Origin of the sequence: Fontisphaera persica (assembly GCF_024832785.1) — a bacterium.
GTDB lineage: Bacteria > Verrucomicrobiota > Verrucomicrobiia > Limisphaerales > Fontisphaeraceae > Fontisphaera > Fontisphaera persica.
In genome coordinates, this window is sequence record NZ_CP116615.1 from 2495020 (window position 1) to 2520149 (window position 25130).

General features: G+C 62.5%; 21 protein-coding genes. 15 read left to right on the forward strand and 6 right to left on the reverse strand.

The features are described 5' to 3' along the window. The first annotated feature begins 14 nt into the window (after nucleotides 1-14). Both NXS98_RS09185 and NXS98_RS09190 read left to right on the forward strand, forming a co-directional pair. The gene (locus tag NXS98_RS09185; RefSeq protein ID WP_283844662.1) at nucleotides 15-3332 is read left to right on the forward strand and encodes an alanine--tRNA ligase-related protein; all 3318 of its coding nucleotides are present in this window, start codon (nucleotides 15-17) and stop codon (nucleotides 3330-3332) included. Nucleotides 3333-3401: 69 nt separating this feature from the next. Beyond that, nucleotides 3402-3947, forward strand: coding sequence for a GNAT family N-acetyltransferase (locus NXS98_RS09190; protein WP_283844663.1), 546 nt, complete (start codon nucleotides 3402-3404; stop codon nucleotides 3945-3947). 16 nt (nucleotides 3948-3963) lie between these two features. Here NXS98_RS09190 and NXS98_RS09195 read toward each other — a convergent pair whose 3' ends face one another. The 4 genes from NXS98_RS09195 to NXS98_RS09210 are packed head-to-tail and all read right to left on the reverse strand — an operon-like array spanning nucleotide 3964 to nucleotide 8700. Further along, nucleotides 3964-5340, reverse strand: a complete 1377-nt coding sequence (locus NXS98_RS09195; protein ID WP_283844664.1) for a sulfate adenylyltransferase subunit CysN — start codon at nucleotides 5338-5340, stop codon at nucleotides 3964-3966. Between the two features lie 42 nt (nucleotides 5341-5382). Further along, on the reverse strand, nucleotides 5383-6285 hold the full coding sequence (gene cysD / locus NXS98_RS09200; RefSeq protein ID WP_283844665.1) for a sulfate adenylyltransferase subunit CysD: 903 nt from the start codon (nucleotides 6283-6285) through the stop codon (nucleotides 5383-5385). Between the two features lie 57 nt (nucleotides 6286-6342). Beyond that, on the reverse strand, nucleotides 6343-7002 hold the full coding sequence (locus NXS98_RS09205; protein WP_283844666.1) for a phosphoadenosine phosphosulfate reductase domain-containing protein: 660 nt from the start codon (nucleotides 7000-7002) through the stop codon (nucleotides 6343-6345). Nucleotides 7003-7023: 21 nt separating this feature from the next. Continuing rightward, complete coding sequence (locus NXS98_RS09210) at nucleotides 7024-8700, reverse strand: NADPH-dependent assimilatory sulfite reductase hemoprotein subunit (protein WP_283844667.1); 1677 nt, start codon at nucleotides 8698-8700, stop codon at nucleotides 7024-7026. A 301-nt stretch (nucleotides 8701-9001) separates the two neighbouring features. Between NXS98_RS09210 and NXS98_RS09215 the strand changes: the two genes are divergently transcribed. The 5 genes from NXS98_RS09215 to NXS98_RS09235 all read left to right on the forward strand — a co-directional run bounded on the left by NXS98_RS09215 (nucleotide 9002) and on the right by NXS98_RS09235 (nucleotide 15366). Beyond that, the gene (locus NXS98_RS09215) at nucleotides 9002-10066 is read left to right on the forward strand and encodes a radical SAM protein (protein ID WP_283848151.1); all 1065 of its coding nucleotides are present in this window, start codon (nucleotides 9002-9004) and stop codon (nucleotides 10064-10066) included. Between the two features lie 26 nt (nucleotides 10067-10092). Continuing rightward, nucleotides 10093-11286: a radical SAM/SPASM domain-containing protein gene (locus tag NXS98_RS09220; RefSeq protein ID WP_283844668.1), complete on the forward strand. Its 1194-nt coding sequence runs from the start codon at nucleotides 10093-10095 to the stop codon at nucleotides 11284-11286. Nucleotides 11287-11294: 8 nt separating this feature from the next. Next, nucleotides 11295-11498: a sulfur carrier protein ThiS gene (gene thiS / locus NXS98_RS09225; protein ID WP_283844669.1), complete on the forward strand. Its 204-nt coding sequence runs from the start codon at nucleotides 11295-11297 to the stop codon at nucleotides 11496-11498. Between the two features lie 75 nt (nucleotides 11499-11573). Beyond that, a complete protein-coding gene (locus tag NXS98_RS09230; protein ID WP_283844670.1) occupies nucleotides 11574-13868 on the forward strand; it encodes a glycosyl hydrolase in 2295 nt (764 codons plus the stop codon). A gap of 52 nt (nucleotides 13869-13920) precedes the next feature. Next, the gene (locus NXS98_RS09235) at nucleotides 13921-15366 is read left to right on the forward strand and encodes a cryptochrome/photolyase family protein (RefSeq protein ID WP_283844672.1); all 1446 of its coding nucleotides are present in this window, start codon (nucleotides 13921-13923) and stop codon (nucleotides 15364-15366) included. A 2-nt stretch (nucleotides 15367-15368) separates the two neighbouring features. Here NXS98_RS09235 and priA read toward each other — a convergent pair whose 3' ends face one another. Continuing rightward, nucleotides 15369-17636: a replication restart helicase PriA gene (gene priA, locus NXS98_RS09240; protein ID WP_283844673.1), complete on the reverse strand. Its 2268-nt coding sequence runs from the start codon at nucleotides 17634-17636 to the stop codon at nucleotides 15369-15371. Between the two features lie 85 nt (nucleotides 17637-17721). Between priA and NXS98_RS09245 the strand changes: the two genes are divergently transcribed. From NXS98_RS09245 to rpsR, 8 genes are all read left to right on the forward strand, one after another. Then, nucleotides 17722-18813: an NAD-dependent epimerase/dehydratase family protein gene (locus NXS98_RS09245; RefSeq protein ID WP_283844674.1), complete on the forward strand. Its 1092-nt coding sequence runs from the start codon at nucleotides 17722-17724 to the stop codon at nucleotides 18811-18813. A gap of 9 nt (nucleotides 18814-18822) precedes the next feature. Beyond that, the gene (locus NXS98_RS09250) at nucleotides 18823-19632 is read left to right on the forward strand and encodes a hypothetical protein (protein WP_283844675.1); all 810 of its coding nucleotides are present in this window, start codon (nucleotides 18823-18825) and stop codon (nucleotides 19630-19632) included. A 3-nt stretch (nucleotides 19633-19635) separates the two neighbouring features. Continuing rightward, nucleotides 19636-20460: an adenylyltransferase/cytidyltransferase family protein gene (locus NXS98_RS09255; protein ID WP_283844677.1), complete on the forward strand. Its 825-nt coding sequence runs from the start codon at nucleotides 19636-19638 to the stop codon at nucleotides 20458-20460. A gap of 23 nt (nucleotides 20461-20483) precedes the next feature. Further along, nucleotides 20484-21839: an MFS transporter gene (locus tag NXS98_RS09260; RefSeq protein ID WP_283844678.1), complete on the forward strand. Its 1356-nt coding sequence runs from the start codon at nucleotides 20484-20486 to the stop codon at nucleotides 21837-21839. A 62-nt stretch (nucleotides 21840-21901) separates the two neighbouring features. After that, on the forward strand, nucleotides 21902-23224 hold the full coding sequence (locus NXS98_RS09265) for a BamB-related PQQ repeat family beta-propellar protein (RefSeq protein ID WP_283844679.1): 1323 nt from the start codon (nucleotides 21902-21904) through the stop codon (nucleotides 23222-23224). 171 nt (nucleotides 23225-23395) lie between these two features. Next, nucleotides 23396-24088 carry a TraR/DksA family transcriptional regulator gene (locus NXS98_RS09270; protein WP_283844680.1) on the forward strand — a complete coding sequence of 231 codons (693 nt, stop codon included), beginning with the start codon at nucleotides 23396-23398 and terminating at the stop codon, nucleotides 24086-24088. 8 nt (nucleotides 24089-24096) lie between these two features. Beyond that, nucleotides 24097-24264 carry a 50S ribosomal protein L33 gene (gene rpmG, locus NXS98_RS09275; RefSeq protein WP_283844681.1) on the forward strand — a complete coding sequence of 56 codons (168 nt, stop codon included), beginning with the start codon at nucleotides 24097-24099 and terminating at the stop codon, nucleotides 24262-24264. A 6-nt stretch (nucleotides 24265-24270) separates the two neighbouring features. Continuing rightward, the gene (gene rpsR, locus NXS98_RS09280) at nucleotides 24271-24525 is read left to right on the forward strand and encodes a 30S ribosomal protein S18 (protein ID WP_283844682.1); all 255 of its coding nucleotides are present in this window, start codon (nucleotides 24271-24273) and stop codon (nucleotides 24523-24525) included. Nucleotides 24526-24659: 134 nt separating this feature from the next. Here rpsR and hpf read toward each other — a convergent pair whose 3' ends face one another. Next, entirely contained in the window at nucleotides 24660-25019 is a 360-nt protein-coding gene (gene hpf / locus NXS98_RS09285; RefSeq protein ID WP_283844683.1) for a ribosome hibernation-promoting factor, HPF/YfiA family, read from the reverse strand. Between the last annotated feature and the right edge of the window lie 111 nt (nucleotides 25020-25130).

Sequence of the window (25130 nt, forward strand, 5' to 3'; positions counted from 1 at the left end):
TTTGGGACTTGTGTATGACAAGCCGTGACATTCGCCAGTCGTTCCTCGACTTTTTCCGGTCGAAGCAGCACACCATCGTGCCTTCGTCCAGCCTCCTGCCGGACTCGCCCAACCTCCTCTTCACCAACGCCGGCATGAATCAATTTGTCCCCATCTTCCTGGGACAAATCCCCTGCCCCTACCAACCCGGCCGCGCCGCCGATACTCAGAAATGCATCCGCGCCGGCGGCAAGCACAACGACCTTGAAGACGTGGGGCTGGATACCTACCACCACACCTTCTTTGAAATGCTCGGCAACTGGAGTTTCGGCGATTACTTCAAAAAAGAAGCCATCGAATGGGCTTGGGAACTCGTCGTCGGCCTCTGGAAATTTCCCCCCCAACGCCTCTACGCCACCGTTTATAAACCCGGCCCCGGGGAACCGGCCGAGTTTGACCAGGAAGCCTATGACCTCTGGGCCGCCATTTTCTCCCAGGCCGGCCTCGACCCCCACGTCCATATCCATTACGGCGGCAAAAAAGACAATTTCTGGATGATGGGCGAAACCGGCCCCTGCGGCCCCTGCTCCGAGCTGCACGTGGACCTCACCCCCGCCGGCGACACCCGCGGCGCCCTCGTGAACAAAGGCAGCGCCCAATGCATTGAAATCTGGAACCTCGTGTTCATGCAATTCAATGCCAACCCCGACGGCTCCTTCTCCCCGCTCCCCGCCAAAAGCGTGGATACCGGCATGGGATTCGAGCGCGTGACCGGCATCATTCAGAATACCCGGGGTTTTACGGACTTCAGCCGCATCATCTCCAATTACGAAACCGACATCTTCCGCCCGCTCTTTGACCGGCTCGAGGCGCTCAGCGGCAAAAAATATGGCGCCACCCTCCCCCGCCCCGATGCCGCCGGCAACCTCGTGCCCGCCACCGAACAGGAACGCGTGGACGTCGCCTTCCGCGTCATCGCCGACCACATCCGCACGCTGAGCTTTGCCATCGCCGATGGCATCCTCCCCGGCAACACGGACCGCCATTACGTCCTCCGCCGCATCCTCCGCCGCGCCGTGCGCTACGGGCGCTCCCTGGGCTTTCACGAGCCGTTCTTTTTCAAACTCGTGCCGGTCCTGGCCGAAACCATGGGCGATGTTTTCCCCGAAATCCGCGCCCGCCAGGCCCACGTGGAAGAAGTCATCCGCCAGGAGGAGGAAGCCTTCAATCGCACCCTCGACCGCGGCATCGAACTCTTCAACCAATACGTGGAATCCGTCTCGGGGACCGCACGCGTCTCGCGTGCCGGTTCCGGCGTCCCGCCGGAACCCTCTCCCAAAAACATTCATTATTCCAAACGCAACCTTCCTCATTTTGAGCGGCCGTGGAGCAAATACATGGTCACGTTTTCAACGTATAACCACCGGGTACTGACTCCGGAGGAACGCGATAGGGTGTTGGACAGCTTGATCTTTGGGCATCGGGAAAAAAGGTACTTTCTCTATGCCGCTTGCGTCATGCCCGACCATGTCCACCTCCTCATTGAACCACAAATCAAACAAGAAGATGCCTCCGGGACTCCCGTCTTTTGGTCGTTAACGGAAATTTTGCATGGCATTAAATCATTTACCGCACACCAAATCAACCGCCTGCGCGGCGCTGACGGTCCGGTTTGGGAAAAGGAATCCTTTGACCGTTTGATTCGTGGACAAGCCGATTTGGAGGAAAAATTTCATTACATTTGTCAAAACCCATGGAGAGCAAAGATTGTTTCTGAGTCAGAAGGTTACCCGTGGGTTTGGACGAAACAAAATGAAAGGGATACACCTCGGCGAGACGCCGAGGTAAGCACGCGAGACGCGTGCGCTCCCCGAGACCCAACCGAGGCTCACCAGCCGCTGGTCATTTCGGGTGACTTCGCTTTCAAACTTTATGACACCTACGGTTTCCCGCTCGATTTGACCGAGCTCATGGCCCGCGAACGCGGCCTGAAAGTGGACGTGGCCGAATTCAACCGTCTGATGGAGGAACAACGTGAGCGCGCCCGCAAAGCCCAAAAACGCGAAATCATCGAGCTTTCCCAAATCGAAACCGACACCCCCACCCGCTTTGTGGGTTTCGACACCCTTCAAACTCCCGCCCGCGTCCTCGAAGTCGTCCAAATCAAAGACAAAACCGCCGTCATCCTCGATGCCACCGCCTGCTACGCCGAAATGGGCGGCCAGGTCGGCGACACCGGCGAGCTGCGCGCCGGCGAGATTTGCTGGCGCATTGAGGACACCCAAAAATCAGGCGCCACCTGGCTGCATTATCTGTCCCTGTCCGACAATCCTCCCTCGCGCCTGCCCCAACCCGGCGAGCCTGTCCTGCTGCAAGTCGAGGCCCCCCGCCGCGCCAGCATTCAGCGCCATCACACCGTTACGCACCTGCTGCACTGGGCCATCCATGAAGTCGTCAGCCCCGAAGCCTCCCAAAAGGGCTCCTTTGTCGGCCCCGACAAATTGACCTTCGACTTCAACTGCCCGCCCCTCACGCCCCAACAAGTGGCTGACGTCGAAAAACTGGTCAACGAGCGCATCCTCGAAAACGCCGGCGTAAGCTGGACCGAGGTCCCCTACGCGGAGGTCAAAGGCCGCAAAGACGTCATGCAATTCTTTGGCGACAAATACGGCGACACCGTGCGCGTCGTGCAAATCGGCGGCCACCCCGGCCGTCTGGACGGTTATTCCATGGAACTCTGCGGCGGCACGCACACCCGCGCCACCGGCGAAATCGGCCTTTTCCGCATCGTCGCCGAGACCGCCATCGCCGCCGGCGTGCGCCGCATCGAAGCCGTGGCCGGCCTGGAGTCCTACCGCCGCGCCTGGGACGAAGCGCGCCGCCTCCGGGCGCTGGCCGACAAACTGAACACGCCCGTCGGCGAGCTGGAAAAACGCATTGAAAACCTGCTCCAGCAACAAAAGGAGCTGGAAAAACAATGGCGCGCCCTCCAGCAAAAACAGGCCGGCGAAATGGCCCGCAGCCTCACCACCAAAGCCCGCACCATCAACCAGGTGCCTGTCATCATTGAACGCGTGGACGCCGATGCCGACACTCTGCAGGCCATGGTCAACGAACTCAAAGGCTGCTTCCAGGGTGTCGTGGTCCTCGGTGGCGCCGCCCAAAACGCCGTCACCCTCATGGCCACCGTTTCCCCCGCCTACACCCAGCGCGTGCAAGCCGGCAAAATCCTCCAGCAAATCGCCCCCATCACCGGCGGCAAGGGCGGCGGCAAGCCCGATTTCGCCCGCGGCGGCGGCAAGGAGGTCAGCCGCCTGGATGAAGCCCTCGCCAAGGCGGCCACCCTCATCTAATTCCCCTTTGACCGGCCGCCAGAGGTTGCCCTAGGGCGGCCCCGCTCTGCTTTAACTGCGATTCGACCTATGAACGAAGACAGCGACCCTTCATCAACCAAACGCCCCCGGCGGCGGCGCTCCCGCGCCTCCTCTCCGGCGGTCGAAATCCGCGAAATGCGCCTCGAAGACGTGCCCCAGGTCTTCGCCCTCGGCCAGGAATTGTTCACTGCCGAAAAACTGCCCACCCTCTACCGCTCCTGGGACGACCACGAGCTGGCCCAACTCTTCAGCTCGGAGGCCGAATTTTGCCTCGTTGCCGAAAGCCAGGACCGCATCGTCGGCTTTGCCCTCGGCCGCGTCATGGAAAAACCCCAAAACGCATGGAAATACGGCTGGCTCCTCTGGCTGGGAGTCTCCCCCCAATTCAAGGGACGCGGCCTCGCCCGGCGTCTGCTCAATCAGCTCACCGAGCGCTTCATCGCCCGCGAAGCGCGCATCATGCTGGTGGACACCGACGAGGAAAACCATGAAGCGCTCAAGTTTTTCCGTAAAAACGGCTTCGGCCAGGAAATCCGCCACGTGTACCTCTCCCGCAATCTCGACGATTACCCCCGCAAAAACGGCGGCGGCTGAACCCGGCGCCTCCCGCTCAAATCACAAAATCGTGGTACTCCGGCGTAATCGCCCGCGGCGGCGGCAGCAACATGCCGGCCGCCACCGTGGCATTGGTGCCCGGCTCAATCAGTATAAAGGCTCCCGTCATGCGGTTGGTGGCGTACCCGTCATACACCAGCGGACGCGACGTCTTCAACCGCACCTGCCCAATGTCGTTCAACCCCAGCTCGCGGGCCGGCTCCGGCTCAAACGTCAAAATATTCATGCGGTGCTCCACCTCCATCACCGCCGCCTGCACCGTCGCCGTGGTGTGTTTGAGCAGATACTTCCTCCCGGCCTGCAGCGGCCGCCCATGCATCCAACACACCTGGGCCCGCACCTCCTGGTCCATCCCCGGCAAATGCTCAAACCCCACCACCATGTCCCCCCGGCTCACGTCGAGATCATGCTCCAGTAACAACGTGATGGACTGCGGACAAAACGCCTCCGGCAACGACCCGTCGTACGTCCAGATTTCCTTCACCCGGCTCTTCAGCCCCGCCGGCAGCACCAGCACTGCATCCCCCACCCGCACAATGCCCCCGGCAATCTGGCCGCTGTACCCGCGAAAATCATGATAACGCGGGTCCCGCGGCGCCTGCGGACGGTTCACCCACTGCACCGGCAGGCGGAACCCCTGGAGATTGTAGTCACTGGCAATGTGCACCGTCTCCAAATGGCCCAGCAGCGTGGGACCGCAATACCACGGCGTATGCCGCGACGGCTCCACCACATTGTCCCCGTTCAACGCGCTGATTGGGATGAACTTCACATCCTTGATGTCCAGCCGCGGCAGAAACGCCTCAAAATCCGCCCGAATCTCCAGAAAACGCTCCTCCGACCAGTCCACCAAATCCATCTTGTTCACCGCAATAATCAAGTGCGGTATCCGCAGCAGCGAGGCAATGAACGTATGCCGCCGGCTCTGCTCGCTCACCCCCTGCCGCGCATCCACCAGCACCACCGACAAATTGGCCGTCGAAGCGCCCGTGACCATGTTGCGCGTGTACTGCACATGCCCCGGCGTGTCCGCCACAATGAATTTCCGCCGCGGCGTCGCAAAATACCGGTACGCCACATCAATCGTAATCCCCTGCTCCCGCTCCGCCCGCAGCCCGTCCGTCAAATTCGCCAGGTTAATCTGCCCCCCCCCAGTAATCTCCGCTGAGCGCTCCAGCGACTCAAGCTGGTCCTCCATCAGCGACTTTGAATCATACAGCAGCCGCCCAATCAGGGTGGACTTGCCGTCATCCACCGACCCGCACGTGTTGAACCGCAAAATTTCCACCGCGTGCGCCAGCGCGCGCGGACGCTCCGCCACCGCCCCGCCCGGCGCTGCCGAACCCTGTGCCATCACTGTGTGTGTTTGCATGAAGTTTCCCTTGTCCCTTCGCTGTCCCTTGCCGCCTTCCCCTTAAAAATATCCAGCCTTCTTGCGGTCCTCCATGGCCGCCTCCGATACCTTGTCATCCGCCCGCGAACCGCGCTCGGTCACCCGCGCCGCCGCAATTTCCGCGATGATGTCGTCCAGACTGTCGGCCCGCGATTCAATCATGCCTGTGCTGATGATGTCGCCAATCGTGCGCACCCGCACAACCAGCTCCCGCACCTCCTCCCCCGGCCGCGGCGGCAAAAACTCATTCACCGGCAGCCACTGCCCCTGCCGCCGCACACACAACCGCGGATGACTGAAATAAATCGAAGGCACCTCCAATCCCTCGCGCCGGATGTACTGCCACACATCCAGCTCCGTCCAGTTGCTCAACGGAAACACCCGCATGTGCTCGCCCGGATTCACCCGCGCATTGTACAGATTCCAAATCTCCGGCCGCTGGTTCTTGGGGTCCCACTGCCCAAAGGCGTCTCGAAAACTGAAAAAACGCTCCTTCGCGCGCGCTTTCTCCTCGTCCCGCCGCGCCCCCCCAATGCAGGCATCAAACCGAAACTCCTCAATCGCCGCCAGCAACGTCGGAATTTGCAGCTTGTTGCGGCTCACCTCCCCCGGCGCCGGCGTGGCCACCCCCTGCGCAATCGCATCCTCCACCTTCCGCACGATGAGTTTCGCGCCCAGCTCCCGCGCCCGCCGGTCCCGAAATTCGTTCAGCTCCGGAAAATGATGGCCCGTATCCACATTCAACAAGGGCATGGGAATGTCCGACGGCCGAAACGCCTTCTCCGCCAGTCGCAACAGGCAGATTGAATCCTTGCCCCCGCTGAACAAAAGGCACGGGCGCTCAAACTCCGCCGCCACTTCACGCATCACATGAATGGCCTCAGTCTCCAAATACTGCAAATGGTCCAAATGATAACTTCTCATGTAAGGTCCTCCTTCGGGCTGGAGCCTTCAAGGTCCATGGCACGTGGCGCCGCTCGCTCAGGCCCCTTTCCCTTCCTGGCCCCAGCGCACGTGCAAACCACACTCCCGTTTCTCGTCGCCCTTGGCCGGGTCAAAGTAGTCCCATTCCACCGGCAAATCATGGGCCTGGACATACGCCGCCATCTGTTCATCCGTCCACTCCACCAGCGGACTCACCTTCAAAACACCCACCTGGGCATCTCGCACCACCATCTCCATCCCCGCCCGATGCGGATTTTGCACGCGGCGCAGCGCCGTGAGCCATACCGCGGGCGCCATCTCCCGCATCGCCCGCTGAAACGGCTCCAGCTTGAACACCTGGCTGAACTGCCGCAGGGCCTCCTCCTGCTCTGCCGTCGGCGGCGCCCCGTGCAACGCCTGATAACGCGCCACCGTCATCGTCGGCGTGTACACCTTCAAATTCAGCCGCAACCGCCGCGTTAAATCCTCCGCGTGCCGATACGTCGCCGGCCGGTTCCACCCGTGGTCCACCCACAACACCGGTATGTCCGGCTGCACCCGCGTCACCAAATGCAGCAACACCGCCTCATAGGCGCGAAAATTCGTGGTCACCACCGCCCGCCCCTTCGCCACCAGGAGCGCCCATTCCACAATCTCCTCCACCGGCCTGCCCTGCCAGTGCCGGTTCCATTGACTGATTTCCGCGTCCGTGAACATGAAAAAGAAAAAATGTGAGGGTTAGGCCGCCGCTTCCAACCACAATACCCGCGCCGCCCAGTCGCCAAACCGCTCATGGGCCACACGCTCCCGCCGGAATCGCTCAAACAACGCCCGCAATTCCCCAATAATCTCCCCCTCCTTGACCGTTTCCTTGTACACCCGATTCAGCCGCGTCCCGGCCGCGTTGCCGCCCACAAACAGTTGATACCGCCCCGGCGCCTTGCCCACCAACGCAATCTCCGCCATGTACGGCCGCGCGCAACCATTCGGGCAGCCCGTCATGCGAATGATGATTTCCTCGCCCCCCAAACCCGTCTCCTGCAACGCCTGCTCAATCTCCGTCATCAGGTTGGGCAGGTACCGCTCCGCCTCCGCCAGCGCCAGTCCGCACGTCGGCAACGCCACGCACGCCATCGAGGCGCCCCGTACGGCGCTGACCGCCCGCCCCGGGTCCGCCCCATGCTCCGCCAATATCCGCGTCACCTCGGCCCGTTGCCCCTCCTGAATCCCCACCAGCAGCAAATTATTCGCCGGCGTCAGATGCACCTCCAAGCCCAGCTCCTCCACCACCCGCCGCAAGGCCGTCTTGAGCCGCCGCGACTCCGTATCCCGGATGCGCCCCGTCTCAATGAACATCCCCAGCACCCAGGTGCCGTCCGCCAGTTGCCGCCATCCGTACCAATCCCCCTGCCGGGTGAACACAAACGGCCGTGCCGCCTCCAGCTTGAAGCCCAGCCGCTGCTCCAGCTCCGCCCGAAACCAGTCCACCCCGCGATCCGCCAGCACATACTTCAACCGCGCATGCTTGCGGTTGGCCCGGTCCCCATAATCCCGGTGAATCCCCACCACCGCCCGCGCCGCCGCCTCCACCGCCCCCCGCGGGATGTACCCAATCAAATCCCCCAGCCGCGGGAAGGTCTGCTGGTTGCCATGCGACCTCCCCATGCCCCCGCCCGCCACCACGTTGTAGCCCGCCACCTGCCCGTCTTCTTGGATGGCAATGAACCCCAGGCACTGCGCAAAAATATCCACATCGTTCACCGGCGGAATGGCAAAGGAAATCTTGAACTTCCGCGGCAAATAGGTCTTGCCATACAGCGGGTCCACAAAATCCCCCGCCACCTCGGACTCCAACTTCAATCTCTCGCCATTCAACCAGATTTCATGATAAGCCGGCGTCTGCGGCAGCAACGATTGCGAAAGCAGTCGCGCATCCGCCAGCACCTGCTGCCCGGCCAGCCCATGCAGCACCGGCGGCGGCGTCACCACATTCCGCACCACATCACCGCATGCCGCCAGCGTGGTCAACAACGCCTCATTGATTCCCCGTATGGTCCGGGCCAGCCCGCTCTTCAAAACCCCATGAAACTGGATGCCCTGCCGCGAAGTCACCCGCAGCGTATCGTTGCCATACTCACTGGCCAGGCGGTCCATCGCCACATACTGCGCCGGTTTCAATACTCCGCCCGGCATCCGCACCCGCACCATCATGATGAACTTCTTCCCCTGCTTCCGCACATCCCGGTCATCCTGCTGGTAGCAACCGTGAAACTTGAGAAACTGGGCATCCTCCTCGCTAAAATGGTCGGCCTGCTCGTCCGCCAAAGTTTGCGCCAGCGTGCCCGCCAGGGTGGGGCAACCGGCCTTCAGCAATTCATTTGGCGAAACCTTCGCCTCGGCAACATTCGTTTCCATATATACGACTAATTTTGTCGTTATTTGCCGACTTAAATTCGGCCGAAGGCTCCCTCAGCTCCTCGGCCTCTTTCTTCTACCGCGCTCTCAGTCGAATAACGACTTATTCTGTCGTTAATCTTTCCCACACCACGCCCTTTGTCAAAAAAAATTTTTTCCTTTTTTCATCCCACCCCACCCCCCGTCATCAACCGTCTTGATGGTATTCATTGCAGTACCTTGAAATGGGCGTTATGCTTGATGCAGGTCATGGCCTATCATGACCGCGCCGACGAACATGATACCGATGCTTGGGCAACCGATGTTTGATTTTAACGACCACCCCTTTCTGGTCGTCTGGGAAATGACCCGCGCCTGCGCGCTGGTATGCCGCCACTGCCGCGCCGCCGCCAAGATTCACCGTCATCCCCAGGAATTGGACGGCGAGGAAGCCTACCGCTTCGTGGACCAGGTGGTCCGCGCGCACCCCGGCATTTTTATTTTGACCGGCGGCGACCCCATGCAGCGGCCGGACCTCTATGACATCGTGGCCTACGCCTCCAGCAAAGGTTTGCGCGTCGCCCTGAGTCCCAGCGTTACGCCCCTTTTCCTGCAGGCCGACCTCCAGCGCCTCAAGGAGGCCGGTTGCGCCCGCATCTCCATCAGCATTGACGGCGCCACCCGCGAGAGCCATGACCGCTTCCGCGGCATCAAAGGCACCTGGGACATGACGATGCAGGCCCTGCAAAACATCCGTGCCGCCGGCATCGAAGTCCAGGTCAACACCACCTTCACCCGGCAAAACATCAAGGATTTTGACGGCTTCGTGAAATTGCTGGAGGACATCAAGCCGGTATTGTGGAGTGTCTTCCAGCTCGTGCCCACCGGCCGGGGCAAGGTGGCTGATTTGCTCAACGCCTTTGAAATGGAAGAGCTGTTCGTCAAGCTGGCCCACCTTTCCACGCGCGTCCCCTACGACATCAAAACCACCGAAGGCCATCATTACCGCCGGGTGGTGTTGCAACAGTTGCATGACGAGAAAGCCCTGAAAAAGCGCGCCCCCATCGGCATCAACGACGGCAAAGGGTTTGTGTTCGTCTCGCACATTGGCGAAATCCAGCCCAGCGGCTTCCTGCCCATCACCGGCGGCAACGCCCGCACCGACGAATTGATTGACGTGTACCGCAACCATGAAGTGTTCCGCAACCTGCGCAACTCCAGCCTGCTCAAGGGCAAGTGCGGCGTCTGCGAGTACAAGGACATTTGTGGCGGCTCCCGCGCCCGCGCCTACGCGCTGACAGGCGATTACCTCGGCGAGGAACCCCTCTGCGCTTACGTGTCACCCCATTATCATCCAGCGCCCGTGTCCGCTCCGGCGGCCACCTGAGCGCGCCCCTTTTAAGTCGTAGTACCATGCTGAATCTGACTCGTTTGTATTGTGGCGTGGCCCAGCCCGCCGACCACCTGCGTTACGGCCAGGGCCATGGCGCCCCGCGCTCCGCCGCGGAACGCCGTCCCATTGTCGTTTGGAACATCACCCGCCGTTGCAACCTGAATTGCATCCATTGCTATTCCGATTCCACCGCCCAGGTCTATCCCGGCGAGCTTTCGCTCGAGCAATGTTATGCCGTGATTGACGATTTGGCCGCCTTCAAGGTGCCGGCCGTCCTGCTCTCCGGCGGCGAGCCGCTCATTCACCCCCACTTTTTCGACCTGGCCACCCGCGCTGTGCAAAAGGGCCTGCGCCTCACCCTCTCCACCAATGGCACTTTGATTGATTTGGCCACCGCCAAAAAAATCAAGGAACTGGGCTTCTCCTACGTCGGCATCTCCCTTGATGGAATCGGCGAAACCCACGACTATTTCCGCGGGCGCAAAGGCGCCTTTGAAAAAACCATCGAAGCCTTCCGCAACTGCAAAGCCGTCGGCCAGAAAGTGGGCCTCCGCCTCACCCTCACCCGCAACACCGTGGACGATTTGGACCGCATCCTCGACTTCATCGAATTCGAGAACATTGACCGCGTGTGCTTCTACCATCTGGTCTATAGCGGGCGCGGCGCCAACCTCGTCAGCGTGCCGCCCGCGCGCACCCGCGCCGCCATTGACCGCATCATTGACCGCACCGCCCAGTGGAATCAAAACGGCAAATCCCGCGAAGTCCTCACCGTGGACCAGCCCGCCGACAATGCCTTTCTTTACCTGCGGCTCCTGCGCGAGCATTCACCCCGCGCCCAGGAAGTCTATGACCTGTTGAAATGGAACGGCGGCGGCGCCAACAGCTCCGGCGTCGGCATCGGCAACATTGACACCCAGGGCAATGTGCACCCGGACCAGTTCTGGCAGAGCGTCACCCTCGGCAACGTCAAGGATACCCCCTTCAGCCAGATTTGGACCCGCACCGACCATCCCCTGCTCAACGGCCTGCGCAACCGCCGCCCCCTCCTCAAGGGCCGCTGCGGCATCTGCCGCTTCCAGGAAATCTGCGGCGGCGGCTTCCGCGTCCGCGCCGAACAAGTCTTCGGCGACCCCTGGGCCGAAGACCCGGGCTGTTACCTGACCATGGACGAAATCGCCGCCGCCCCTGCCGCGGCGCTCGCCGGAGTCTGAGCAAGCCTATGCCCCAGGTCATTGCCAACGGCCAGCCGGTGGACGCAGCCCTCCCCTGCACGCTCGAGGAATTTCTACGCGCCCATAACTTCTTTCCCCGCAGCGTCGTCGTGGAACTCAACGGCGAACCCGTGTCCCCGTCCGAATTCTCCCAGCGCCACCTCAAAGACGGCGACCGCCTCGAAATCGTCAAAATCGTCGCCGGTGGGTAAAGCTCCATCATCCCCCACCCTCGTCCCAAACAGTTTGCTTGGACAAGGCCAGCCGCCCAGCCCTAAAATAGGGGCATGACATTGCCTCGTTTTACCCGGCCCATGAAGGGGGCTTCCCAGCCACGGCGGCTTGCCCGTCTGGGGGTGGGGCTTGCGGGGATGCTGTGTTTTTGGGGATTTTTCCTGGCAGCTACCGCGCACTCGGCGGAGGCCGGCCCCGTGGTCCCCGTTGGCCCCGGCGGTTATTTGACCACCCTCCCCCGCCCCTGCAAACCGCTCCCGGAGCGCATTTATCGCACCGCCGATTTGCGCGGCCCCATGCTCACCGGCCAATGGTGGAGCTCCCTCGTGTGGCAGCCGTACTCACAAAACCTTTTTGCGCATCCCCTGGTATTGCTCTGCGCCTCCAATGGCCTCGTCGTCAGCCAGCACGGCGCCCGCGTGCATGGCACCGCCGCCGGCGTCTTCGGCAGCGGCGGCGGACGCCAGGGCGATTTGCGGCTGGAGCACTCGGCGACCCCCACCTTTCCCGAGGCCCTTTGCGGTGATTATTCCGATTGGTTTGTGACCGTGGTTTTCGCCACCAACAACGCCAGCCTGCGCGCCAGTTTCGGCCACGGCAGCCCTTATGTTTATTGCCTCTACGCCGGCGGCCAGCCGGTGATTTCCTTCGCCCAAACCCCGCGGTTGTGGGCCGGTAATGCCCGCGAACCAGTCCTGGGCCTCACCCTCAACAACCATCATTACGCGCTGTTTGGCGCCACCGGCTCGACCTGGGCCGGACTCGAAGGACGCCGCTGGACCAACCTGAGCGGCGGCAAGCCTTATTTCAGCCTCGCCGTGCTCCCGGATGACCGCCCCGAAACTTTGGCCCGTTTCCGCCAACATGCTTACAACCACGTGACCGGCACACGGCTGGAGTTTGTTTACCAGGACGGAAAAGTGCGCGCCGATTATCGCTTCACCCTCCGCCCTTACGAAGGCCGCGACAACGGCACCCTCTTCGCCCTCTACCCCCACCAATGGAAATACACCACCACCCCGCTGACCCCCATGACCTACAACTCCGTGCGCGGCCTGATGAAAGTAGTTGCAGGGGCCGGCTTCTCCACCACGGTGCCCGTGCAGGGTTTATTGCCGTTGCTGCCCCCCCAGGGCTTGCCGGACCGCGAGCGCGCCCTCCACTACCTGCGCACCGAAGCCGCCAAAAAACCGGCGGGATGGGGCGACACTTATTGGGAGGGCAAACACTTGGGCAAACTCGCCACCCTCAGCGGTGTGGCCGAGGCCGCCGGCGCACCGGAGTTGCAGGCGGTTTTTGTGAACGAAATCAAACGCCGCCTGGAGCAGTGGTTCACCGCCACTCCCGGCAAGGAGCAGGCCGTCTTTTACTACAACGCCCAGTGGGGAGCGCTGGTGGGCAGCCGCCCATCCTACGGCAGCGACCGCCCCCTTAATGACCATCATTTTCATTACGGCTACTTCATCCGGGCCGCCGCCGAAGTGGCACGCAAGGACCCCGAATGGGCCCGCCGCTGGGCCCCCATGGTGGAGCTGCTAATCCGCGACATTGCCTCCCCGGACCGCCAGGACCCGCTCTTCCCCTATTTGCGTTGCTTCGACAAATATGCCGGCCACTCCTGGGCCTCTGGCGATGCCAACTTCGCCGACGGCAACAACCAGGAGTCCTCCAGCGAATCGCTCAATGCCTGGTATGGCCTGATGCTCTGGGGCGAGGCCACCGGCAACCGCCGCGTGCGCGACCTGGGGCTGGCCTTGTTCAACACCGAGCGCACCGCCGTCGAAGAATACTGGTTTGACGTCGCGGGCACCAATTTCCCCCAGGACTTCCCCGAAGTGGCGCTGGGCATGGTATGGGGCGGCAAAGGCGCCTTTGCCACGTGGTTCTCGGGCGACATTGACTGCATTCATGGCATCAACTGGCTCCCCTTCACCCCCGCCAGCGTCTATATGGGGCGGCATCCGGCGTACGTGAAAAAAAACCATGACCGCATCATCGCCCGCCGCAAAGGCGGCGCCGATTATAACCATGGCTGGGGAGATTTGGTCATCATGTTCCGTGCCCTAACTGAACCGGCGCCGGCGGCGGAATATGTGGACGCCAACCCCAACTGCAAAATCGAAAGCGGCAACACCCATGCCTTCATGTACCACTGGATACATACGCTGAATCGCTTGGGACTTAATGACACCGGCCTCACCGCCGACCACCCGTTTTTCAACGTGTATCAAAAAGCCGGACGCAAAACGTACGCCGTTTATAACTTCCAGTCCCAACCCCTGACGGTCACCTTTTCCGATGGTTACCATTTGAAGGCGCAACCCGCCACGCTCACCGTCGCCCCGTGAGCCGCCCTCCCCCAGCTTGAAGTAGGAAGGCGCCTGCGCCATTGTTCCAGCCATGAGTGCCACCCTCCTATGGTTTCGCCTGGATTTGCGCTGGGAAGACCAGCCGGCCTTGCATGCCGCCCTCGAACGCGGACGGCCGGTCATCCCGGTGTTTATCTGGGCCCCCGAAGAAGAAGGCGCCTGGCCGCCGGGAGGCGCTTCCCGTTGGTGGCTGCATCAATCGTTGCGTGCCCTGGATACCGGCCTGCGCCAACTGGGCAGCCGTTTGCTCCTCCGCCAGGGCCCCACACTCGAAACTCTGCAAACCCTGATTAAAGAATCGGGCGCCGATGCCATCTTCTGGAATCGCCGTTACGAGCCAGCCATCCTGGCGCGCGATAAAGCCCTCAAAGAAACCCTGCGCGCCCAGGGCCTGCTCGTCCAAAGTTTCAACGCCGCCTTGTTGTTCGAGCCGTGGACCCTCCACAATCGCAGCGGCGCTCCCTTTCAAGTGTTCACCCCTTTCTGGAAACATTGCCTCGCCCAACCTTCGCCCTCGCCGCCCCTGCCGGCCCCGGCCTCGTTGCCCGCGCCCCGCTCATGGCCATCTTCCCTGCCTCTGGAAGCCCTGGCCTTGGAGCCCAAAATTGACTGGGCCGCCGGCCTGCGCGCCGCCTGGCAACCCGGCCCCGCGGGCGCCGCGCACCAACTCGAACGCTTCCTCTCCACCGCTTTTGCCCGGTACAACGATGGGCGCAACCACCCCGCCATCCCCGGCACCTCCCGCCTCTCGCCCCACTTGCATTTCGGCGAAATCAGCCCCCGGCAAATCTGGCATCGCCTCAGCGCCTGGGCCAAACAGCAACAGCCACCCCTCAAAAACTGGGCGGCTTCCCAGTTTGTGGCCGAACTGGGCTGGCGTGAATTCGCCTATCACCTCCTCTACCACTTTCCCCACACCCCTGAGGAACCCCTGCGGGCGGCCTTCAAACATTTCCCCTGGCACCCCGACCCCGGCGACACCCTCCGCGCCTGGCAAAAAGGACGCACCGGCTACCCCATCGTGGACGCCGGCATGCGGGAATTGTGGGCCACCGGCTGGATGCACAACCGCGTCCGCATGATTGCCGGCTCCTTCTTGGTCAAAGATTTGCTGCTGGACTGGCGGCATGGCGCGCGCTGGTTTTGGGATACCCTGGTGGACGCCGATTTGGCCAGCAACACCCTCGGCTGGCAATGGGTGGCCGGTTGCGGCGCCGATGCCGCGCCTTATTTCCGCGTCTTCAACCCGGTCATGCAGGGAGAAAAGTTTGACCCCGAAGGGCACTACGTTCGCCGCTGGGTGCCCGAGTTGGCCGCATTACCGGCCCGCTGGATTCATCGTCCGTGGGAAGCCCCGCCGGACGTCCTGGCCCAGGCGGGCGTGGAACTGGGCCGCACTTACCCCCGGCCCATCGTCAACCACGCCATTGCGCGGGAGGTGGCCCTGGAGGCTTTCCATCGTTTGCCCAAGCCCTGAAATCACAGCAGCGTCACCGGGTCCACGTCCACGGCCATGACCAAATCCTCCGGCAATGGCAGCTTGGGCAACAGATTCGCCAGGGCGGCACTGAGTTTGGTCATCTGCCGCGTGCGCAAAGTCAGGTGATAACGGAAAAACGTTTCCGCGCGCGCCAGCGGCGCGGCGGCCGGCCCGGCCATGACCAGGTCCGGCAGTTCCTTCCCCAGCCCCTCCAGTTGCCGCCGGCAATACTCCGCAAAAAAGGCCACCTTTTCTTCATTGCGCCCCCGAAACAACAAACGCACCATCCGGCTGAACGGCGGATAACGCAACTGCTGCCGGAATTCAATCTCCTGCTCGTAAAACCCGTTGAAATCATGGCGGCGCGCGTACTGAATGGCCGGATGAAACGGCGTAAAGGACTGCACAAAAACCTCCCCCTCCACCTCGCCGCGCCCCGCCCGCCCGGCCACCTGCGTGAGCAGTTGAAACGTGCGCTCACCCGCGCGGAAATCAGGCAGATGCAGGCTCAAATCAGCATGAATGACCCCCACCAACGTGACATTTTCAAAGTGCAACCCCTTGGCAATCATCTGCGTGCCCACCAGAATATCTATCTTGCCGGCTTTGAAATCGCCCAAAATCCGCCGGTAATCCTCCTTGCGCTGCAACACATCCGAATCCATCCGGCAAATCCGCGCGGACGGAAACAGCTTGCCCAGCACATGCTCCACCTTTTGCGTGCCCAGCCCCGCGTAACGAATGGCGGGGTTCCGGCACGCGGACTGGGGACACTCCAGCGGCGCTTCCGCATCATAATTGCAGATATGACAGCGCAACCGCGCCTGGGGCCGGTGATACGTCAGCGCCACACTGCAGTTGGGACATTTGGCCACGTACCCACACAGGGGGCATTCCAAAGCCGTGGCGTACCCGCGCCGGTTCAAAAATAGAATGACCTGCTCGTGCCGCTCCAGCCGCCGCACTATGGCCTCGCGCAACGCCTGCGAAAAAACCACCATCTGGCCCCGCTCCCGCCGCGCCTCGGCCCGCATGTCCACCACGCGCACCACCGGCATCTTTTTCTGGTCCACCCGCCGCGACAGCTCCAATAGCGTGTATTTACCCCGCCGGGCATTGTAGTAACTCTCCAGCGAGGGCGTGGCCGACCCCAGCACCACCACCGCGTTTTCCCGGCTCCCGCGCACCACCGCCACATCCCGCGCATGATACCGCGGCGCCTCCTCCTGTTTGTACGAATGCTCATGCTCCTCATCCACAATGATGAGGCCCAGCGGCTCCACCGGCGCAAAAATGGCCGACCGCGCCCCAATCACAATGCGCGCGCGCCCCTGCCGGATTTTATGCCATTCATCATGGCGCTCCCCCGCGGAAAGATGACTGTGCAACACCGCCACCAGCGTCTGCAACGGCCCGCTGCTGAAGCGCGCCTTGAAGCGCTCCACCGTCTGCGGCGTCAGCGAAATCTCCGGCACCAGCACAATCGCGCCCCGCCCCAGGCTCAAGGCATGGGCAATTGCCTGCAAATATACCTCGGTCTTGCCGCTGCCCGTGACGCCATGCAACAAAAACACCGCGGACTTCTCCGGCGCCGCCTGCCCCGGCGCGCCCATCGCGCGCGTAATGGCCGCCAGCGCCCGCGCCTGCTCTTCGTTCAAGGGCAGCGGTTGGGTGGGCAGGATCAGCTCCGCGGCGTAGGGGTCGCGCTCGTCCACCTCCGGCGTGATGGTCACCAGCCCCTTGTCCTCCAGGCGCCGGATGGTTTGCGGCGTGGCGCCCGTCAGCGCCATGAGCCGCTTCAGCGGCAGCGCCCGCATCTCCTCCACCACCCGCCAGATTTCCTCCTGGCGCGGGGTCAGCTCCGGCATCTCGCCCACCCGCGGCGCCACCCGCACAAACAACCGCTCACGCCAGCCTTCTTTCTCGCGGCGCACCACCTCCGGCAGCACCGAGCGCAGGGCCACCTCCGGCGCGCAGCAGTAATACTCGGCAATCCACCGCGCCAGCGCGAGCACCTTGGGCGTGACCAGGCTGGGCCGACCCACAATCTTGAGGATGGACTTGAGGCGGGGATGACGGGATTGCTCCAACAGGGCCGTGACGCATCCCAAAACCTCCCGGCCACCAAAGGGCACCTTGACCCTTGTGCCCACGTCCACCAGCGGCTCCAGCTCCGGCGGAATGAGGTAATCAAAATCCTTTCCCAGGGCGATTTCTAATGTGACCCGCGCTACCATCCGTTGCCACGCATAGCAAGCTGGCGTCACAAACAAAAGAACGAAATCTCCCCCATTGCCAACTCCCGCAGGGTAATGATACGTTGGCGCGGCTTTTTGGCAACGGAACATGGCTATGCAAAAACATTCAAACTCGGCTCCCAGCGCTGCCTTCGGCCAGCCCGCGGCGCGTCCCTGGGTGGAAAATCGTGCGGCCAAAGATGAACTCATTCTGGTGACCGGCGCCGGTGGTTTCATCGGCGGCGCGCTGGTGCGCTATTTCAAAAACCTCGGCTACCAGCGCATCCGCGCCGTGGACCGCAAACCCCTGCCCCATTGGTATCAGCGCGTGCCGGGCGTGGAGGAATTAAGCCTGGATTTGCGGATTGAGGAAAACTGCCGCCGGGCCGTGGAGGGCGCCGCGGAAGTCTATAATCTGGCCGCCGACATGGGCGGCATGGGATTCATTGAACGCTTCCGCGTGGAGTGCCTCCGCAGCATCCTCATCAACACCCATCTCATCGAGCACGCCTGGCGCGCCGGCGTCCGCCGCTATTTCTTCTCCAGCTCCGCCTGTGCCTACAACACCGAGCTCCAGAAAGACCCCAACTGCCGCGCCCTTAAAGAATCCGATGCCTATCCCGCCATGGCCGAGCGCGGCTACGGCTGGGAGAAACTGATGTCCGAAATGTTCTGCCAGGAATATACCGCCGAGCGCGGCCTGGCCACCTTCATTGCGCGCTTCCACAACGTTTATGGGCCCTGGGGCACCTGGGACGGCGGCCGCGAAAAAGCGCCCGCCGCCATCTGCCGCAAGGTCATCGAGGCCAAGGCCACCGGCAAACTGGAAATTGAGATTTGGGGCGACGGCACGCAAACCCGCAGCTTCATGTACATTGATGACTGCGTCAAAGGCGTGGACATGATCATGCACACCGACGCCCTCAAAGCCACCCCCGTCAACCTCGGCACCAGCGAGATGATTTCCATCAATGACCTGGTCTCCCTCGTCGAAGACATCGGCGGCGTGAAACTCAAACGTCATTACAACCTCGACGCCCCGCGCGGCGTGGCCGGACGCAATAGTGACAACACCTTCATCAAGCAAATGCTCGGATGGGAACCTTCCATCCCCCTGCGGGAAGGATTGAAAACCACCTACCACTGGATTGAGGAGCAATTCCGCAAACGTCAGGCAGGTGAGCACACCGTGCAGGACCTCTATTGATGGATGGGCATGTCGGCCGCCAACTCTCCCCCCTCCGGCATGGAGCAGTCCACACCGCCTTGGGGCAATTTCCCCTTCCGCCTCGCCCTGGCCGGGGGCTGGATTGACCAGCCCTTCGTCTCGCGCCTGAATCCATCCCCGCCGGGCAGCATGGTGGTGGTGGCCGTGCAGCCCGTGGCCCCATGGATGGACCGGGCCGGCCTTGCCACCGGCACCCGCACCGTCGCGCGCCGCCTTTGGCAGGACCGCCTCCCGGAAGGCGACCCCGCCCTGTTGGTGCGGCAACTCTACGACGCGGAAAATGCCGGACGCAGCGACCCCTCCGGCTCGCAGGACATGATTGGCCTGCTCTATCCCGGCATCAACCGCCTCGATTATGACGCGCGGCATGAGGGCGGCATCTTCCCCTGCCATATCGAAACCTGCCGCGACCCCGCCATGGCTCAATGGCTGGCCCAGGTCCTGCACATCATCCCCATTGCCCCACGCCCGAAGGGCTACCACCCCTTGGGCAAAAAAAATCTTGAACCAGACTGGGTGCGGCGCCTCGGCCAGACCGGCAAGGATTGTTTTGCCGCCATTCTGGCCCGGGATGCCGCCGCCCTGGGGCGGTCCTTCAACGAATGCATGGCCTGCTGGGAACACCTGCTCCCGCACACCGTGCGCCATCCGAGCTTGACCGTGGACTTGTGCGCCATCCTGCGCTATTACCAGCAGCGCTACCCCGGCGCCATGTATTCCGGCTGTGGCGGCGGGTATCTTTATATCGTCTCGGAAAAACCCGTCCCGGGCGCCTTTCACCCTTCTCTTAGGATTTGACCTATGCAGGACCAGGTCCAGGTAGTCGTGTCCGGCCCGTTTGACGACTTGCGCTCGCACCACGTGCGCCTGCTGCAGGAAGCCGCGCGCCGCGGCCCCGTGCGGGTGCTGTTGTGGGAAGATGCCGCCATTGAATGCGCCACCGGCAAGCCCCCTCAATTTCCGCTGGCGGAACGCCATTACTTTTTAAGCGCCATCCGCTACGTCCATTCCGTGGAGGTCATTCCGGCGGAGGCTGGCCTGCCAGCGTTGCCCCGGCCGGCCTCTAATCAGGCCACGGATTGGGTGTACCCCCAAGCGGAAGATTCCCCCGCGCGCCGGCAGTTCTGCGCACAGGCAGGCTGGCGTCCCGTGCCGCTTCCCCCGGAAGCCTTAAGTGGTTTTCCCGAGCCGGCGCCCGGCCCCATGCATCCGGAGAGGAAAAAAGTCATCGTCACCGGCTGTTATGACTGGCTGCACTCCGGCCATGTGCGCTTTTTCGAGGAAGTGTCGGCGCTGGGCGACCTGTATGTGGCGGTGGGCAATGACGCCAACGTGCGCCATCTCAAGGGCGCAGGCCATCCCCTGCTCTGCCAGGCCGAACGTCTTTATATGGTGGGCAGCATCCGCTTCGTCACTCAAGCCCTGCTCACCACCGGCTGGGGCTGGCTGGATGCCGAGCCGGAAATCCGTCGCCTCCGCCCCGACCTTTACGCCGTGAATGAAGACGGCGACAAACCGGAAAAGCGCGCCTTTTGCGAGGCCAACGGCATCCAGTATGTGGTGCTGAAACGGGTGCCCGCCCCCGGTTTGCCGCCCCGCTCCAGCACCGCCTTGCGCGGTTTTTAACCGGCCGCCCGGCCTTTCCCGGCATGTCTGCCGCCTCCCCAGAAACGCCACGCCTGCCGCCGGGCTTCCGCAACGCCTACTGGTTTGCTTGGTTCAATGCGCTCTCGTTTCAAATCGTCCTCAGCAGCCCCATGGTGCTTTACGCTAAAAGCCTGGGCGCCAGCGCCACCGTCCTCGGCGTGGTCGTGAGCATGATGCCGCTGCTGGTCATTTTCCAAATCCCCGCCGCCCAATACATCCCCCGCCTTGGCTTCCGGCGCTTTGTCTATGCGGGCTGGGGCATTCGCGTGGCCTTTATTTTCGGCATGGCGGCCGTGCCACTGCTGGGGGCGTTTCTGGACCACGGTACCCAGTTGGCGCTGCTGTTATTCCTCCTTTTCGGTTTCAACCTCTCCCGGGGCATCTCCAGTTGCGCCTGGCTGCCCTGGATCACCAGCCTCGTGCCGGAGGCCATCCGCGGCCGCTACCTCGCCCGCGACGCTGCCGTCGTCAACCTGGGCAGCATCATGGTATTTCTGCTGGCCGCCCTCTTCCTGGGCAGCGAGCCCCGCCCCTACCAGTTCAGTTTGCTCTTTGCTTTCAGCGCCGTGGCCGGCGCCGCCAGTTTGAGTTTCCTCAAGCGCATCCCCGATGTGCCCGTCCCCCAGGAACCCGCCGGCAGCACCGGCGAAGTGCCTTGGGGCGCCATCCTGCGCCACGCGCCTTTTCAAAGAATCCTTGCCACTGTCATGCTCTGGGCCGTGGTCTATGGGGGCATGCAGGCGTTTCCCGTGGCTTATTTGAAAACCGAAGCCGCCCTCTCCGAAGGCCGCATTCTCCTGCTCTCCGCCACCCTCTATCTGGGCGGCATGGGCAGTCTCTGGCTGTTTGGCTCCCGCCTCGATGCCGCCGGCAGCAAACCCGTTCTGGCGCTGGCCTTTGGTGTTTTCGTGTTGATTTTGGGCGGCTGGTGGCTCATGGCCGGCCGGGCCTTGCCGGCTTCCACCGCCCTCATCATGGCCCTCCTGGGCAGCATGGGTCTGTTTGCCGCCTCCGCCAACATGGCCTTCACCCGCCTGGCCATGGCCTCGGTGCCCGTCATGGGACGCAACCATTTCTTTGCCCTGTTCTCCGTGGCCTGGAACGTCACCCAGGGCGTCGCCCCCATCCTCTGGGGCATGATGATTGACGCCATTGGCGAGTTTCGCGCGCGCAGCCTCGGCGTGGAATGGAATCGCTACAGCCTCTTCTTTGCCGCCGCCGCGCTGGTGACCCTCGCCGCGTTGATGAGCACCCGCCGTTTAATGGAGCCTAAAGCCGCCAGTTTCGAGGAGCTCTTGCGCGACCTCCTCCTCCGCGCCCCCCTTAAATTCTGGTTCCGCCTCTGGCCGCGGGGCTGAACACTTCCCCTGCCTGCCGCTTTCGCTCGCCAGTGCGGCGTTCGCATGTTACTCTTTAAGGCATGATGACTGCTCTGCGACTCTACACGGCATGGATTTGCTGTTGCTGCGCCGCAGGCCTGATGCCACGCCTTGCCGCCGCCGACACGGCCCAACCCGCCGCCGCCGCCCGGCTGATTCCTTCCGCCGAGCCAGGCTGGCCCCAATGGCGCGGCCCCTACCGGGATGGCATCGCGCGTGAAGTCAACCTGCTCAAACAATGGCCGGAAGGCGGCCCCAAGGTTTTATGGGAAATCCAATACCTGGGCCGGGGCTATTCCGCCCCCGTCATCGCCCGCGATACCCTCTTCATCACCGGCGATGTCGGCGAGCATCTGGTCATTTATGCCCTGGACCTGCAAGGCAAACTCCGCTGGCAAACCACCAATGGCGCCGCCTGGAAGGACCCCTATCCCGGCGCCAGAGCCTCGGTGGCCTTTGACCACCACCGCCTCTACCACCTCAACGCCCACGGACGCTTGGTCTGCCTCGACGCCAACGACGGCCGCGAGTTATGGGTGGTGGACATCCTGGAACGTTTCCAGGCCCGCAACATCACCTGGGCCTTGAGCGAGTGTCTCCTGGTGGATGAAAAGCATGTGTACCTCACCGCCGGCGGCGACACCGCCTTGATGGCCGCTCTCGACAAACAAACAGGCGCAACCCGCTGGGCCAGTCCGCCCCTGCGCCTGGCCGAGCCGCCCCATGCCGCCGACCGCGCCAGTTATGCCTCCCCCATCCTCTTTGAATGGGCCGGCCGCCGCCACCTCGTGAATTGTTCGCAGACCCACGCTTTCGGGGTGGACGCCGCCACCGGCGCCCTCTTGTGGACCCACCCCATGCCCACCACCTACAAAGTCCTGGCTTCCACCCCCGTCCTGGTCGGCAACGCCGTCTTCGTCACCGGCCCGGACAGCCCCGGCGGCACCCTGCTCCAAATCCAGGACTCCGGCAGCCAGGTCACCGCCTCGCCCAAGTGGATTTCCAAGCTCGACACCTGCCACGGCGGAGTGATTCACGTCAACGGCCTGCTCGTCGGTTCATGGTATCGCGGCCGCCGGGGCTGGGCGTGTCTGGATGCCCACACCGGCGAGTTGCTCCACCAAACCAACGCCCTGGCCAAAGGCAGTCAGATTTATGCCAACGACCGCTTCTACTGGCTCACCGAGGACGGCCTTATGACCCTCGTGCAGGCTGACCGCCAAAAATTCACCTTTCACGGGCAGTTTCGCTTCGTTGAGAAACACAAAAATGATGTTTGGGCGCATCCTGTCCTGCTTCAGGGCCGCCTATATCTGCGCTACCATGAGCGCCTGGTTTGTTATGACGTGCGCCAGCCGGACTAATCCGCCACCGCCGCCTGCCCCCCCGCGTCCGGGCGCGGAAATTTTATGAAAAATTTTTGTGGATATTTGGGAGAAGTTTGGTACATTCCCTCGCTCTTGCAGGGCCAGGCCGGTTGCCTGGCAACCGTCAAGCAAGAGACATAAAACGCTATTGGCTTGAGGATTGGTACCGTGACCGCAAAGAAAAAAACGGCTGAAAAAAAAGCCCCCGGCAAAACCGTGAGCAAGGCCGCCGATAAAAAGGCGCCGCCCGCAAAAACGGCGTCTCCGGCCAGGCCGGCGGCTGCGGCGCCCAAAACCAGCGGGCCGAACAAATCCAGCGCTCCGCCCAAACGCGTGGCGGCCACTGCCGCGGCCATCCTGGGTCGCCCCTTGACCAAGCAAGGCCCCGTCGTGCCCGTCAAAATCAAGCCGGAATGGCAGAAATACTACGATATTTTGATGGACTTGCGCGACCGTCTGCAACAGCAGATGAACGGTCTCGCCAAAGATTCCGCCGAACAACTGCCCGGTTACAGCCTCCACATGGCCGATACCGGAACCGACAATTTTGACCGCGATTTTGCGCTGAGCCTTCTCTCCAGCGACCAGGACGCCATTTACGAAATCGAAGAGGCGCTCAAGCGCATCGAACGCGGCACCTATGGCGTCTGCGAGCTCACGGGCAAGCCCATCCCCAAGGCCCGGCTGGACGCCATCCCCTGGACCCGCTTCACCGTCGAGGCCCAAATCCAACTGGAACGCGAAGGCCAGTTGCGCCAGCGCCGCCTCGGCGCCCTGGGCACGGTGGACACCGTCGGCGCCGTGGAAGTCGAAGACACGGAGGCCGAGGAGGAGGAACGCCCTGTTAAAGAACGCGAATAATTTTTCCTATGCCACGAGAAATCGTCACCTTGGAATGCACGGAAGCCCGCAAGGAAGGCAAGCCGCCTTCCCGGTACATCACCACCCGCAACAAAAAGTTGCAAACCGAAAAGCTGGAGCTCAAAAAGTACAATCCCCATCTCCGGCGGCACACGGTGCATCGCGAAATCAAGTAACGACTTATGCCTCGTAAAACCCACACTGACCGCAAAGAACGCGCTCACCCCTCCCGGATGGCGCCCCGCACCCCGCGGCCCAAGCCCAAGATTGACTTTACGGTGGACGCCCTGGACTACCGCAACACGGCCTTGTTGCGCAATTTCGTCACCGAACAGGGCCGCATTCTGCCGCGCAAATACACCAACCTGCCGGCTCACTATCAGCGCCGCCTGACCCGGATGATTAAACGCGCCCGGGCCATGCTCCTCATGCGCTGACGGCTTCCTCCTCTTCCCGGCCCAACCGGCGGTGGTTTCACCGCCGGTTGACCTTTTTGCCTGCGCCTCCTGCCTTCCCTCCCCTGCCGCTGGTGGTAAGGTGAGCCGCTGCTCTTTGCTCCGCCTCTCTTGGCCTATATCAGGCGGCCTTCGGTGAGGCGTTTGGCCTTGTGCCGCACCGCTTCCTTGTGTTTCCGCGCCTTGGCCTTGCTGTGGCGTTCCCGGATTTGCTGCTCCAGTTTCTTCACCACCTTGTCAATGGCCACGTACATGTCGAAGTCGGTGTGCTCCGCAAACAAATCCGGCCCGCGCACACCCAGGCGCATGTTGCAGGTGAACTGTCGTTCCGGCGCGCGAGTCTCGTTATGCTCCAGCGTCACTCGCACGTCCACCGCCCTCCGGTGCAATTTCTCCAGCTTTTGCACCCGCTTGATGATGTGGTTCTCAATCGCTTCGGTGAGGGAGAGATTGTGCGTCGAGAGAACTAATTTCATACACTGCAAACATGCCTCATCCACGGCCAAAAATCCAGCGCCGTCACACCGATTTTCCCACTTTTTTCGCCCCGCGCCCCACCGTCGCCCCCGCGGTACAACCGGGGCCGG

Excerpts from the sequence above, each read along its gene's own strand:
- NXS98_RS09185 (WP_283844662.1), top strand. The coding sequence starts at position 15 with ATGACAAGCCGTGACATTCGCCAGTCGTTCCTCGACTTTTTCCGGTCG.
- NXS98_RS09190 (WP_283844663.1), top strand. The coding sequence starts at position 3,402 with ATGAACGAAGACAGCGACCCTTCATCAACCAAACGCCCCCGGCGGCGG.
- NXS98_RS09195 (WP_283844664.1), bottom strand. The coding sequence starts at position 5,340 with ATGCAAACACACACAGTGATGGCACAGGGTTCGGCAGCGCCGGGCGGG.
- cysD (WP_283844665.1), bottom strand. The coding sequence starts at position 6,285 with ATGAGAAGTTATCATTTGGACCATTTGCAGTATTTGGAGACTGAGGCC.
- NXS98_RS09205 (WP_283844666.1), bottom strand. The coding sequence starts at position 7,002 with ATGTTCACGGACGCGGAAATCAGTCAATGGAACCGGCACTGGCAGGGC.
- NXS98_RS09210 (WP_283844667.1), bottom strand. The coding sequence starts at position 8,700 with ATGGAAACGAATGTTGCCGAGGCGAAGGTTTCGCCAAATGAATTGCTG.
- NXS98_RS09215 (WP_283848151.1), top strand. The coding sequence starts at position 9,002 with ATGTTTGATTTTAACGACCACCCCTTTCTGGTCGTCTGGGAAATGACC.
- NXS98_RS09220 (WP_283844668.1), top strand. The coding sequence starts at position 10,093 with ATGCTGAATCTGACTCGTTTGTATTGTGGCGTGGCCCAGCCCGCCGAC.
- thiS (WP_283844669.1), top strand. The coding sequence starts at position 11,295 with ATGCCCCAGGTCATTGCCAACGGCCAGCCGGTGGACGCAGCCCTCCCC.
- NXS98_RS09230 (WP_283844670.1), top strand. The coding sequence starts at position 11,574 with ATGACATTGCCTCGTTTTACCCGGCCCATGAAGGGGGCTTCCCAGCCA.
- NXS98_RS09235 (WP_283844672.1), top strand. The coding sequence starts at position 13,921 with ATGAGTGCCACCCTCCTATGGTTTCGCCTGGATTTGCGCTGGGAAGAC.
- NXS98_RS09245 (WP_283844674.1), top strand. The coding sequence starts at position 17,722 with ATGCAAAAACATTCAAACTCGGCTCCCAGCGCTGCCTTCGGCCAGCCC.
- NXS98_RS09250 (WP_283844675.1), top strand. The coding sequence starts at position 18,823 with ATGTCGGCCGCCAACTCTCCCCCCTCCGGCATGGAGCAGTCCACACCG.
- NXS98_RS09255 (WP_283844677.1), top strand. The coding sequence starts at position 19,636 with ATGCAGGACCAGGTCCAGGTAGTCGTGTCCGGCCCGTTTGACGACTTG.
- NXS98_RS09260 (WP_283844678.1), top strand. The coding sequence starts at position 20,484 with ATGTCTGCCGCCTCCCCAGAAACGCCACGCCTGCCGCCGGGCTTCCGC.
- NXS98_RS09265 (WP_283844679.1), top strand. The coding sequence starts at position 21,902 with ATGATGACTGCTCTGCGACTCTACACGGCATGGATTTGCTGTTGCTGC.
- rpmG (WP_283844681.1), top strand. The coding sequence starts at position 24,097 with ATGCCACGAGAAATCGTCACCTTGGAATGCACGGAAGCCCGCAAGGAA.
- rpsR (WP_283844682.1), top strand. The coding sequence starts at position 24,271 with ATGCCTCGTAAAACCCACACTGACCGCAAAGAACGCGCTCACCCCTCC.
- hpf (WP_283844683.1), bottom strand. The coding sequence starts at position 25,019 with ATGAAATTAGTTCTCTCGACGCACAATCTCTCCCTCACCGAAGCGATT.